Source organism: Pleionea sediminis, assembly GCF_007570825.1.
Classification (GTDB): Bacteria; Pseudomonadota; Gammaproteobacteria; order Enterobacterales; family Kangiellaceae; genus Pleionea; species Pleionea sediminis.
The window spans coordinates 1-13,706 of sequence record NZ_SUNB01000013.1 but is presented as its reverse complement, the minus strand read 5'-3'; the positions used below and the strand labels follow the sequence as shown (position 1 = coordinate 13,706).

At 45.0% G+C, this 13,706-nt stretch carries 10 protein-coding genes; 2 read left to right on the top strand and 8 right to left on the bottom strand.

The genetic code is table 11. From position 1 onward, the window contains the following. Positions 1-98 precede the first annotated feature (98 nt). Positions 99-758 carry a hypothetical protein gene (locus FAX86_RS21665; RefSeq protein WP_144395591.1) on the bottom strand — a complete coding sequence of 220 codons (660 nt, stop codon included), beginning with the start codon at positions 756-758 and terminating at the stop codon, positions 99-101. A gap of 417 nt (positions 759-1,175) precedes the next feature. Here FAX86_RS21665 and FAX86_RS21660 point away from each other — a divergent pair, with 417 nt between their 5' ends. Then, positions 1,176-1,793: a recombinase family protein gene (locus tag FAX86_RS21660; protein ID WP_144395590.1), complete on the top strand. Its 618-nt coding sequence runs from the start codon at positions 1,176-1,178 to the stop codon at positions 1,791-1,793. 28 nt (positions 1,794-1,821) lie between these two features. Here the strand turns inward: FAX86_RS21660 and FAX86_RS21655 are convergent, their stop codons facing one another. The 4 genes from FAX86_RS21655 to FAX86_RS21640 form a co-directional block, all read right to left on the bottom strand. After that, positions 1,822-2,184 (bottom strand): DUF805 domain-containing protein, encoded by a 363-nt coding sequence (locus tag FAX86_RS21655; protein ID WP_144395589.1) that lies wholly within the window; start codon positions 2,182-2,184, stop codon positions 1,822-1,824. Positions 2,185-2,229: 45 nt separating this feature from the next. After that, positions 2,230-2,577, bottom strand: a complete 348-nt coding sequence (locus FAX86_RS21650; RefSeq protein ID WP_144395588.1) for a hypothetical protein — start codon at positions 2,575-2,577, stop codon at positions 2,230-2,232. A gap of 521 nt (positions 2,578-3,098) precedes the next feature. Beyond that, positions 3,099-3,452 (bottom strand): ankyrin repeat domain-containing protein, encoded by a 354-nt coding sequence (locus tag FAX86_RS21645; RefSeq protein WP_144395587.1) that lies wholly within the window; start codon positions 3,450-3,452, stop codon positions 3,099-3,101. Then, positions 3,452-6,871 (bottom strand): RHS repeat-associated core domain-containing protein, encoded by a 3,420-nt coding sequence (locus tag FAX86_RS21640; protein ID WP_484266836.1) that lies wholly within the window; start codon positions 6,869-6,871, stop codon positions 3,452-3,454. Before FAX86_RS21640 ends, FAX86_RS21645 begins: the two co-directional genes overlap by 1 nt. Before the next feature lie 666 nt (positions 6,872-7,537). On the opposite strand from FAX86_RS21640, the gene FAX86_RS22340 reads away from it, so the two are divergent. Beyond that, a complete protein-coding gene (locus FAX86_RS22340) occupies positions 7,538-7,759 on the top strand; it encodes a hypothetical protein (RefSeq protein WP_164503706.1) in 222 nt (73 codons plus the stop codon). Between the two features lie 1,341 nt (positions 7,760-9,100). Here FAX86_RS22340 and FAX86_RS21635 read toward each other — a convergent pair. The 3 genes from FAX86_RS21635 to FAX86_RS22335 form a co-directional block, all read right to left on the bottom strand. After that, the gene (locus FAX86_RS21635) at positions 9,101-11,506 is read right to left on the bottom strand and encodes a hypothetical protein (RefSeq protein ID WP_144395585.1); all 2,406 of its coding nucleotides are present in this window, start codon (positions 11,504-11,506) and stop codon (positions 9,101-9,103) included. A gap of 17 nt (positions 11,507-11,523) precedes the next feature. Then, a complete protein-coding gene (locus FAX86_RS21630) occupies positions 11,524-11,904 on the bottom strand; it encodes a hypothetical protein (RefSeq protein WP_144395584.1) in 381 nt (126 codons plus the stop codon). Between the two features lie 28 nt (positions 11,905-11,932). Next, positions 11,933-13,706: hypothetical protein (locus FAX86_RS22335; RefSeq protein ID WP_205859285.1), on the bottom strand; the 1,774-nt coding region annotated here is incomplete at its 5' end.

Genomic DNA, 13,706 nt, shown 5'->3' with positions numbered 1-13,706 from the left:
TTCTTAAGGAGAGACTCTACTAATTTCTTGTCTCGATCCTGAACTGCGAAATGTAATTCTTCAGCTTCCAATATGAATCCTACTTTTAGAGATAACGCCTAAAGCATCGGTTTATCCGATGCCTTTGACTTGTTAGAGCCATTTTTTGACTCTGCTAGTTCGACTAGATAATCATGCAGCAAATGATAATCGACTTTTCGTTTATTGTACTGCGCAATAACCGACTGTTCACTTTCTGCTTCTACTAAAACAACGGCTGGAAATACAATGTTGTTTAGCGAAACATCTAGCCACCTTTCGTTGTCATACTTCATAATTCTTTGTGGAAAAGCTAAGGCCTTTAAAGATTTCGCATGTTTCAAACAATTGATTTCCTTAGGATGACTACCTAATTCTCGCCCATTTAAACGAATGTTTCGAAACATTGAAGCGAACCATTTTTTGCTATCATATTCATTCAAGATGGAAAAATAACTACTGCCTACTTCTACATGTTTCATGGTTGTAAATTCTATAACTTTAGCGCCCGACACTCCGTAATTATGTATTACTTCTGCTTTTACGTTGATACCGCAACTACTTTGAACGATCTCATCTTCTATTGCTTCGTCGACTTTTAGTAATTTTGCCTCGACTATCCTTAGCATCATCACCTCGTTAGCGCCAGCCACTACCTCGTCTAACGTGACATTGCGCAAAGTCGTTGCACTTATAGAGGTCGAAAAAATCATTAGTAAAATTGGCACGATAAATTTCATTGGCTCTCCTTGTTGCTCTAACATTGGGTTAAACGGACCCTAAGAACCGTATAATTAATTTATCTCATTTTAACACAAATCGCTGAAACCAGCGTCACAACCGGCCTGTAACAATGCCACATCAACTATTTCCGGGACAAAAAGCGGACTGCTGGGCGTTATAATATCCCTGTGTATTTTTAAACCAGAAAATAACACATCAAAATCAGTAACTTACAGACACTTAAAAATCACTACCGAAAAAACACGGACCAAGCTATTCAAATAAATACAACAATCCTAAAAATTCGCTGATTGTTTAACCAAACCATTGGTCTACTTTGAGTATACACAAAAAAAACCAGTGAAAAAGACTGGTTTTCACGGAAAGAAACCATCTATAATGAACCGAAATAACAAAACCACCTAAAATGAACTATGAACCGTGTTTACGCCTATCTTAGAGCTTCGACTAAAGAACAGAATGTTGAACGCGCGAAAGAGCAGCTCGATGCCTTTTGTGAAAAACATAATTTGAAGGTAGCCACCTACTTTTACGAACATGAAAGTGGTGCCAAGCTAAAACGCCCCGAATTATTTCGGCTACTCGATATTGCTCAACCCAGTGATGTTTTACTGGTGGAGCAAGTTGACCGAATCAGTCGACTCAATACATCGGACTGGGAAAAGTTAAAATCCATAATTTTTGAGAAAGGTCTTCGAGTGGTCGCTCTCGATTTGCCCACCAGCCATAACTTCATTTTGGCAAACGATGAATTTACCGACCGAATGCTTCATGCCATCAACAACATGATGCTGGATATGCTTGCCGCTGTTGCTCGTAAAGATTTTGAAGACCGAAGACGGCGACAAGCGGAAGGAATTAAATTAGCAAAAAAGAAAGGCTTGTATCGAGGACGGCAAGTCAACCAACAACTGCACGCTAGAATTGAACGACTTTTGAAATCAGGCTCATCTTATTCTGAAATAATGGAGACTCTCAAATGCTCAAGAGCCACCATTGCGAAAGTATCAAAGAATATCGTCTCTTGCTAAGCCCAGACCCTTTTACCGACCAGACCTCTTATTTATCAGGTTGAGTTTGTTTGTTAGTGAATAAATATTTTCCGTACTTATTGTCATGCTTAAAACTAGGAATTATTCCTAATAAAATTATAAATACAGTTCCGACATAAGGAACCCATGTTATTAAACAAAACCAACCGCTTAAATTAATATCGTGCAAACGCTTAATTTGCATTGCAGTTATCGGCCAAATAGTAACTGCGAGCATAAAATAAAGGGGAAGCTCTATGTTTTGTATATTAAAAGCGACACTCATATACCCCAATAAAATCCCAATAAATATAAATGGTAGAACACCGATTAGCCAATAAATTTTTCGGCTACATCGCCCATGAATATCAAGGTAAAAGAATTTAATCATAAAGCTTACATCTAAGTATTTACATTAACTATCTGCCATGGGATTTTAATGCTCTAGTTTTCTTTTATCTTTAAAAGTAACGAGAACATAACTTTCTTTCTTATCAACGTAGATCCTTGCATATTTACCGTACATAGTAAAAAAGGTGAAAACAAGCCCACCACGAGCACTTTCAATATCTTTACTATTACTCGCAAAAGACTGCATCATGTCTCCTAAATTAAAGCCTGGCTCACGACGCTTCTCTTGAAAACTATTGTATAAAAACTGAAATACATCAAACTCTCCCTGTCTTAACTCAAAAGAAACCGCACCATATTTTTCATATGGAGTCCTAGCTGCCACAATATTAAATGCATCAGAAAGTTTGTATGTAAGTTTTTCTTTGTTCATTCTAAACAACCCTAACCATATCTTACAGGACATATATGAACACCTCCCGCATTGCAAGGGTCAAACACTATCATCAAGTCAGTCTTGAGGTGCTCTCTTGCTCGTTTCCAGCCATAAAGTAGATAACAGCTGAATTTCGCCTGAACTATTCGTAATAAAATTTAAAATACAGGCAGAAATTCTTTTCAATTTATTCAGTTAAACCGACAAAAGGTTTAAACGTACCTTTTAAAAACTATGGATGTCCTAAATTTATTTAATATTAGAAAGGCTTGATAGAAATACTCATCGTAAAAAATAGTCGAACTCGCCTCACCACGATTCATCACATGGTGAAAGGCGTGTTCATACTAAATACGTTGAGGTATTGGCATCTAGAAAACTTAGAGCAAGTTTATACTATATTCAATCGACCTGCCCCCATAGCTTTTAGCTTTATAATAGTATTAAAACAAGCGTTACCTGAGTCGTTTACTCAATATTGATCACCGCTGTAATATTTTGCAGGTGAAATAAAACATCTAAAGTAGATCTAAAATATTTTTCTTACCACCCAACTCTGCAACTCTTTTGGCAGACTGACCAAACTCATTAACTAACCTTTTATCAGCTCCTTTGGAAAGTAAATATTCAACTACTTCTCTACGTCCAGACATTGCCGCGAAATGTAGGGGGGTATTACCCAAATCACCTTTTTCATCAATATTACTCCCACTCTCGATCAACACTTTTATATCTTCCAAAGGACCTTTTCTAACAGCAATATGTAAAACTGTATCATCAACCGCTCCTTTTTGGTTTACACCTGTTATTTGAACTCCAATAAAGTCCGGATGATCAGAATACTCTTTCAACACTTCACTCAAAGTTTTCATTAATTACATTCCTCTGCACATCTTGCGTTATGTTCTCTTTTTGCATTTTCAAGCCTATTTCTCCATCCTTGAATTTTCTGAGCATGGCGCCCTGGTAACCATTTCGCATCCCACTGCTCATAAAAATCAATACATTGTTCGGCATGATCTATTTTCTTAGATAATGAAGAGCAATCGTTAGAGCCTTCTGGAGGACCACCATCACAAAAGTTCTTAGCTCTCTCATATTCTTGCTGTCGAGCAACTTCAGGATTAGCTCTGTCCGTTGCAGGATTTCCCGTAGCTTCGTCATAAACTACATTACTACCAAAAACTTCATTCCACGCATTCTGATACTCGTTAATTATTACACTCATCGGTATAGGAGCTGGACCTGCATAGAATTCCGGGCCATTGTTGGCCATTTGTGCAGAACTTGCACTGACTAATCCAGAGGCAACCATCCACCCCATCAAGGTATCTCCAGCAATAATAGGCACTGGACACCAAGGACATAGACCTGTTACATCAGAACGCATCACGGGATTTCCACTCACATACCCATAAGTATTGACACCCGCATTTAACCCAATCAGATCACTTTCAATATAACGCCCCGTTTCTGGGTCGTAATCCCGGAAGTAATTGTAGTGCAAACCACTTTCCGCATCGAAATATTGCCCAGGAAAACGAACGTTGTTTTCAAGGGTACTCACTTCAACCGATGCTTGCCCAAACGGCGTGTAACTCGCTTGCCACACAATCGCCTGGTTTGTATCGGTTAATAACTCCGGCGTTCCCAAATGCGAATTGTGATAAAAATAGACGTTGCCTTGAACGATTTGCGCAAAGGGCTGGTTATTTAAATAAACGTATTCTTTGATGATAGTCCCATTTGCATCGGCTTCGGCAATCAACTGCCCTGATGCATTAAACACAAACTGCGTTTCGGCGCCGTTCACGACTTTACGCACGCGCTCGCCTTTTCCGTTGTAGAAATAGCTGGCCGTCGTATCACCTTGGGTGAATGAGCTTAATCGGTTCGCCGCATTGTAACCAAAGAATTGGTCACCTTTTTGAGTGGTATTACCATTCGGGCTGTAATCGTATTCGGTGGTCGGTACGGAAACACCGTCGACTTCCGTCACCACATTTAATGCAGCAGGCTCTAACGCCTCACCAAAGAACTGAACCTGGTCGATATTCCCGGCGTAGTTCCGATACGCCGTTTTCGAATTACCACCGACCATTAGGGTGTCAAGAGAACCTTCAAGAACAACCGTCGTGGTCAGAATTAAATTACCATCCAAGTATAACTTTGCGCCATTTTCAACCCCCGACTTGAAGTTGAATACCACCTCATGCCACGCCTTGTCCGTGGGGTAGGTGACACCCGAAGGAATTGACGTGCCGTCGTTGAACACACTCAGCTCGCCATTGTTAAAGTAAACACCCAACGACTCATTGACGTACAGCATATACCGGTCGCCGTGACCAGGATTCACTGTTTTGTAGTGCAGCTTGAACGTGCCTTGGGAAACGTCCACCGAGGGTGCGTCAACTTCCACGAGCGAATTCAGACCATAGAAAAAATAGGAAAGGTCGCCGGCGTCACCCGATGCGCCCGGACTTCCGGCCTTCGCCCAGCGATAAAAAATAGCGGCGGTGGCACTCGCCGTTCCTGTGTTCTCCGCTATCGTTGAGCCCGACGCTTCATCGAATTTCAGTTCAATCAGTGGCGTGGGCGGCGTGATAGCGGCCGCACTGTCGTTCAGTTCACTGAGCTTCAATTCACTGTTGTAACGGAATTCAACCGTGCTGTCCGTGCGGGTCAAATCGGTGCGATTACCAATACCGTCGTAATCGTAGGCTAAGCTGCCGTAATTTCCGGCCGCTTCAATGAGTCGATTGAGCTCGTCGTACGTGTACAGCTCGCTTTCCTCTGACGTTGATTCAGGGATAATCGCTTCGATGTTGTTGTTTAAGTCGTACGCGTAGGTGACGTTTTTCAGGCCGGTCACTTCGGCTGCTTCCAAACGATAATCTGCATCATAAGAGTTAAAGAGTGACAGTCCATTACCGTAGTTCAAAGTCTTCATCGGACCAAACGGTAAATACGCCATATCACTGGCGAGCGTTTGCGTTTGACCGTTCATCGTTGCGGTAACGTTTTCAAGTTGACCATTCACGTTGTACGCATACCCGAGCGTTACTCCCGATGGGTAAGTCACTGCGTCCAATTGACCTTGAGCGTTATAACCATAAACCATCGAATACGTTTGACTGTTGGTCACCTGCGTTTCTTTGACTAGACGACCTAAAGAGTCGTACTGATAGTGAATGTTACTGGTGTCATTTTTGATACGCGTTAAACGACCAATACCATAATTGCCATTCGTTGTTTCATCGTAAACATACTCAACGACTTCATCACTGTTACTGTAAGTGATTCGAGTCATGCGATTCAGTGCATCGTAATCGTAGGTCGTCACTACACCACGTGCGTCGGTTTTGGTTTTTAAGTTACCCGCAGAGTCGTAGGTGTAAGATGTTGTCCCGGTGTCAGGACTGGTGCGCAACATTACATCACCAAACGCATTGCGCTCATAGGTGGTGGTTCGCGCCTCAGCATCGGTTAGTGATTTCAAATGACCTTGCGCGTCGTAGTCGAGCGCCGTTTCACCGTTTAGTGCATCGATGCTTTTGGTGACACGGTTAATCGCATCGAACGACGACTGAGTCGTATTGCTTTTTCCGTCGGTGGTGGTTTTAAGACGACCATAATCATCGTAGTCAAACGATTGAACCTGACCATTCGCACCCACGATAGACGTCAATTGACCTAACCCGTCGAAGGTTTGCGACATTGTTTGAAAGAGTACACCTTGGGCATCGTAGGTGGACCGTGAGGTTTGATTGCCCATCACATCAAAGGTGAAAGACACATAATTCCCAGCCGTATCGGTGACCGACGTTAAGCGGCGCGCCTCATCGTAATCGTAGGTTAAGGTAGCCCCCGATGGTGCAATGGTTTGCTTAAGTAAACCAACGGCATTATAGAAGTACTCCGACACCAAGCCGCCTTTTTCAACCCGCTTAAGGTTACCTTTGACATCGTATTCCAGCGTCGAAATCACGCCATTGGCGTCTTTGACCGAGGTCGGCTGACCATAATCGTTGTACTCAAGAATTTCGGTCACATGACCTAACGCATTGGTCGTTGTTTTTAGACGACCTTCGTCATCGTACGTCATCGTGGTGATGTCATCGACGTCCGCTCGAGGTCCATCAATGCTTTCGATTTCCTGCAGACTGTTATAAGTTGACGTTGTAATGCGCTGCTCACCGGTCACGGTATCGGTCAACAAGACTTTCTTCAGCAGACCTTGGTTGTTGTAACGATAGCCCGTTCGAAGATTGCCTTGAGTCACCGTCGCCATCTTGTCGTGCTCGTCATTCCACGTATAACGCGTTACCATTTCATCAGACGTACCCAGCGCACGCGTTTCTTTTACCAAACGGTCATTCTCGTAAACATAAGTATCGACCGAACCGTTTTTATTGATTTGCTTGATAAGGTTTCCGTCGTCATCGTACTCGGAAATTTCGGTGGCAAACGGCGAACAGGTTTCGCAGTGCATCCAGTCGACTTGGGTTACCCGGCTCACGCCCGCAATCAATTCGTAATGGAATTTACGGAAGTGGAATGTGTCTTCGGTGGTGTATTCTTTAACTAAAGTTTCGCCGTCGACATCGAAATTAAGTTCCACGCGCTCTGCACCGTCGGCGTGCATACTTAACGTGGCTTGGCCGACGCTGTTGTAATCCCACGTGTTGTAACGTGCACCCGACTCATCAATGATGCCGGTTAGTGCGTTCGGGAATTGAGCATTTTCAAATAAGAAAGTTTTGGTCGGGTTATCCAATAAGTTTTCCGGCGTATTATCCGGGTAAGTAATGCCCACCAAATTGTCGTGACTGTCGTAATCGAATAAGTATTCACGACCGGCCACATCAATCAAAGTCTTCACAAAGCCCTTTGCGTTGTATTTCAATTCAATGCGTTTGCCCGTATCCGCGGTCATCGACGATAAGACGGGTTGACCTTGCGCACCGCTTTGATACTGATACGTGTACGTACGACCGTTTTTGAGTTCTTTCTTCACCAATACGCGCGTGTCATCGAACGTCCATTCGTTGCCAGCCGTGTCGGTGTACACCAAATGATTGTTGGTGAAATCGCGGTAAATCGAGGTGTCTCTGTAATTCGCCAACCCATTGGAGGCGGTACTGTACAGAAAATCAAACCGGTGTCCGTCACGGAATAAACTGTATGCCGTTTCACCGTGACCCATCGGCGTTTCTTCCACCGAAATTAATCCCAGGCCACCGCGAAGCTTTCCAAAGATCCCCGACTCCAGTGTCGGAGCGCTCTCGCCTTTTCGAATCAAACTGCGCGAGTCGTATTTGGTCGACACCGTGAAATCTTTGGCAGAGAACAAGGGGGTGGTTTGATATTTGGCACCGCTTAAACAACCAATCGGGTTGCCGACGGCTTCACTTTCCGGACACGACTTCAGGTCGGTGTCTTTATAACACACCCCTTCGTCTTCGGGGCTGTAACCTTGCACCCCAAAATAATGAGTGCGGATGGTGAATTCATTCAAACGTCGAATGGTGACATTGCGCTCTTTCTCAACCAACGATTCGCCATCGAACTCTTCATTACACTTGGGCTCTCGCCAGCACTGGTCAATTTTACCATTGCCATCCGAATCAACGCCCGTTGGGTACGACGGGTTATCACACACCGGTAGGGTTTCGTATTTAGCTAAAAGGAGATAACTCCGAACCAACCGTCCTTCACCGTTCACAACGTTGCATTCAGCATGACGCCCCTCAAGAACAAGCTCTAAACGACAGCCACCTTCTTCGCAGTAAGGCGAGTTAAACCCAGCTTGAACGTGGTACGTTGCGTTACACGCTGCCTCCTGAGACCGGTGCCAATTTGAATTACCATCTCGAAACATCAATTGGTCTTCTTCCTGCTCAGGAACGAGCCAATCGTTAGCGTATTCTTCAGCAATCGAGAGAGAAGAGAAACCAACCAGAAAGACGAATAACAAGTTTTTCATGCGCAGACCTTACATCATTACCGGTGAGAGCAAGACCGCTCAAATCATTCACCGAGGGTAATTACAGATGGCGCGCATTGTACTCACAGTGAGATATTTATGATGTAAAGTATTACCAAAACCGGGGAGTTATCGATGGTAATTCTCACACAATACGTGTATTCAGAACATAAGTGAATAGAACACAAAAAAGTAGAACAGATTCGAATTCAAAAGAGCAGGTAAGGCTAGTCGTGATATGAAAGGCAGATTAACACGTCAAGGCTTTATCGACTTGTAAAAGTCACAATGTTACCTAAACTTAACATGACAACGCTTCCCCAAACGCGTTGGGTTTTTACCAATTCCCTGGTTGCCCCAGTCCCTTGCTGGGGCTTTTTATTCCTAATCATTAAAACCGCACCGTCGTTAACGACGATTTATTATTATCTCAACATTGAAATATTGAGTTCAAACACTAAGCTTTAAAGGACACATTAATTCTCCCAGTGTCACATCAGTAAGTCCGTCTTGCCCCGGTACTGCCGGGGCATTTTAGGTGCTACTTGGTACGTAAACAACACGCGCATTATTCATCCCCAAATCAATCACACCGACGGCTTTCCCTTGCCCAAAATCATTCACTAAATTGGGTGTTGGACTGATTCCAAATTCAGCAACGACTTTACCATTGAGCACCGGGTAATTATTGGTATTGCCATCGATTAACATGACGAGCGAACCTGGCGCGCCTCCGCCGCCCGAACCGGCTGAAATCGGAGACGCATCACTCCCCTGTTCTCCATCATCTCCGGATAAGTCATAGCTCCCTGAAACTCCGACACCCGAACCACGTGACACCAACACAAACGAGCCTCCACCGAAGCCACCAAGCCCGCCATCAACAAACGCATTGGTTTGACGATTCCAAGCGCGTCCGCCTTGTGCACCAGCTGTTCCTCGCATATCTTCAGGAATACCCGATAAGGTTCCCGAGTTATTTTGAATGGTTAAATCCGGCAAGGTATCGTTGAGACCATTCATCTGCGGCCGACTGCCATAATCAATAACCGGCTGACCATCGGCAATCCGATAGATGACTTGCGCGCCGCCAATGGTGGTTCCAATAAAATTGGAATCGTCTTCGGTACTTTTCGCACGCACCAAGCCATCGTTCTGAAAGTACCCCATCACCGCCAAACCCACATTGTTTTCAATCGTTAAGGTGCGACCATTGGGCACGGTTAAATCCCCTAACACAAAGTACCAAGTGCGCGTGTCAGCACTCCCGGAAAGCACACCATCCGCCGTTAAAAATCCATCGCCATCAATACTCAAAATGGAACTGGCATCCGTTCCTTGTTCGCTGTACCAACTGTCGGGGAGTGTTGAGTCCGAACCATCGTCGGGCGCTTCTTCAAGCGCTCTTGAGGAAGCAAAAAGCTTTACACTGACGCGCCCATCGATAAGACTCGTTTTCACTTGTTGAACTTCAAACACACGATTGAGCGGTCCATCGGTGGTGGGGTCGGTCATTGTCGGCAAATCGACACGCACCGTTTCCCCCACTTGCAAACCAAACACCGTTGGCAATAAACCCAAGTCCAGCTCAAAGGGCGGAAATGAATATCGGTCGCGAAACGCCGCCAAGAGTTGTCGCAGAGTTGATGTGGTTTGCCGCGAGTTATGAAGCCCTTTCAGTTTTAGCGATAAGGTATCGTAACCGCGATTAAAATCACGACTGGTTTCCGACAGGAGTATTGACTGCCGGGAATAGCCTTCCGCTTGATTCGGAATGGAGACAAAGTTCCATTGAATATCGATGAGGTTTTTCACCTTCGATAATTGATACCTTAAATCGGAATAACGAATGATGTTCGAGGCATTTAAGGTTTGCGTGTAATCGGTTTGCGCAATTACGCGCGATAGACGTTTGAGGGATAACGCACCATCCGCACCAATCGGTAAATACGCAATCATCCGTAACAGCTGCCGCTCAATAAAACTTTTTCCTTCCGTTTTTTCCAAATCCTGAAAACGATAAATTAAACCGAGCGAATAATTATTGGGGTCAAACCAATCCTCGCCCACATGTTCAAACGAATCGCGATTGACCCAACGTTCCTCAATCCCTAAATGCCAACGCTCGGGCAGAGAACCGCCGCCGATAATCTCGCCCGTTAAGAGCGCGTACACCATCGCGGGCATGGGCATTTCTAAATACACGTATTCCATTACTGTAATTTGGTCGTCTTCCTCACCGCTGTCATCAAACTCAAAGGTCAGTGGTGTAGTGTAAAATAACCCGCGCGTAATGCCGGTAAATTGAGTCTCCGTTTTTCCGGTCACGCGAACGATTTCAAAGTCGTCCCCGTTTTTCAGTTTCAAATAGAGCACCGATTCATTCGGTGCATCCCCAAAGCTTGCAGTATGGTCGCAAAACTCAAAGCCTTCGGTTGAGACAACCGAAATCACCTCATCACTCGGTAACACCGTTTGCGTTATCGTGGTTTCCGCCAAATCAAAAATCTGTTTTTTTGCGCTGCGCTGAATGTCCGAACATTGAAACCGATAACGGCCATCACCGATCGACACGGAGTTATCAATGAGCTGCGTTTGAATGAGCATAAAGTCCGAGAAATCCGTGCCGACTTTGCCGCGATAAACTTCAACCGGCGCCCGCTTTAATCCTTCATTCATATCAAAGCGCATCTTCAATTCAGAGCTTAATCCTAAATCCAACACCGTAAAACTTATCGAGCCAATTTCCGCGCGCGACTCATCCGAATTTAACTTTTGCGAAACGGAGGTGTTCGGTAATAAACAACCTTGCAATGTTGAATTCGGCAAGCCACTCGTAACATGCGTTGTGATAAACAAGGGCTCGGTAAAATCAAACTTAATAACGGTCGCAATCGACTGGGAGTTCGAGCGCACTTCATTGAGAAAAACGTCAGACATGATTTTCCTTAACGAGTTTAACTCACTCGAATGACTTTAAAGGACGGACTTAAATACGCCCCAAACCGCGATTCTTTGTAAGAGTTTTTCACCAGACGACAGGTAATAACCGAGTCGGGACCGTCAGGAATATTTCGGGCATCCAGTTGAAAGGTTTCCGCATTCGTACAACTGGCCGCAAACTCGCGCCATTTTTTAATTTGCGTAGCATCTTGCGCTTCGATTTGTAACGCGTAACCCGTTTCATAACGATGCAACGTGGACACCATCGTGCCATCGAGTGATTCAAACTGTTTACCAAAAAACTTAGGGGAGTAATCGAAGACTTCTCCCGCTCCAGCAACAACACCGGGACCGCCGACAATTTCTCGAAGCGGTGTGTAATTGATTGTGATCATAAAGAAGTCTCTTTCAATGGTGTTGTCGTTAAACGGCTTCGCGAAGTTCTTGTCCATTACGCGAATTGGGGTCCACTAAAATAATGTCGTTCTCTCGCACAACTTGCGCAAAGCGTTCGGCATCGGCAATCGGATCAAGGGCGTTAAAATTTTCAAAATGAAAGTTATACACCGGCGCGACATTCTGCTGCTGCGTTTCAAAGCCGCCCAGTTGCGTGTACTGGCGTTCCGGCGGATTAACACTGGGGGCGGCAGGCGCACTGCCACCCAGTGACACGGAACTGCCGCTACTGCCTAAACTTGTACCTTTGATTTTCGAAACCAAGGTCGCGCCTTGCGCCGCCACTTGCGCAGCAAAACCTAAGTTCGCGGGATAGGGATTATTGAGTGCTTTAGCGACACCACTAATAATTGAAATGATACTTTCAGCAATGCCGAGTGTTTTTACTGCGCCAAACGATTGACCGGCAAATGCGGATAATAATTGCAACGAACTGTTCGCAAACTGCATTCCATCGCGCAGTCGTTGTTGATTTAAGTTCGCTTCCAGTTTTTGTTGTCGTTTGCCGTAGTCTTTGGTGAGCTTTTCTTTTCGGTCGAAGTACTGCCACTCGCTAATAAATTGTTTATCGAGCGCCTGGTCAAGTAACAACTGGTCACGTTCGTATTTTTGTAAGAGCAATTCTTCTTCGGTGAGCCACTGCTCTTGCATCCGTTCGAGTTTCGATTGAAAGCGTTCGGCTTCTTTGTCATCGGTTCGCGGCTCAGAAGTTGCCGTATCGGTTTTAACCGACTCACGAATTTGTAAAATCTTTTGACGGATTTTTTCATCCGCCTCAAGCATGATGGATTCGATGTTTTCCGTAATGACTTTCGACGGTAAGTCTTGCGCCAACAGTTCTTCGATTTGTCGCTTCGTTTCACCGAGCGCGGCCGCTTGCGCATCTCGAAACATTTCAAGGGACGCCGGAACTTTGGCTTGAAAGTCTTCAGAAAAATGTTGAACTTTTTTAAGCGCCGCTCCAGCTTCTTCCCCCACGCGCCCGGGTAATTCAGCCAGCTGTTCAAGCGTCCAGCGAAGAGGTTTCGTAATGCCTTGCATAATCGCATTAAACACCGTCGCCGCCGCTTCCGTTGCGCCAACCGCAAGCTCCGCCATTCCGAGCGATAAAATATTCGCGCCCGCCTTTGCGCCTTTCAATAAAATATTAATGCCATGAAGCCCATCAGCAAAAATACCGACACCACGTGCGCCGACATAAAACGCTTTGCGCACGGTATCGCCCATCACATCGGCATCATTCGCGGTGTGGACAATACGCTCACCAATAACTTCTAATATCGGAGACACTTGAGTCGTCAGTTGATTACCAAAGCCTTGCCAGAGTGCGCCCACTCGTTCGAGTGAACGCTCCGCCGCTTTCATTTTCGCCGCATCAAGTTCCGAAATGGACACACCAAAGGCGCGCGCTTCTTCTTGCAGTGACTTTAATTTTTCCGCGCCGTTATCGAGCAGCGGTAACAAATAAGTCGCATCATTACCGAGCTCTTCCAGATAAAACGATTTCTCCGCTTGCGAGCCAACGTTTTCTAACCCTTCGGCTATTTTTAACAGCTGCTTTTCTGGCGAGAGCTTAATGAGTTCATCGACATTCAAATTCAGCTGCTTAATCGCATTGGCGGCAGGGCCTCCCCCAGTCGCAGCAAAGTCACCAATCTTTTCATTCACGTCTTTAAAAATGTCGGCCATTTTATCCGACGAAATGTTCACGGTACTGGCGGCGTAACTCCATTCACTCATC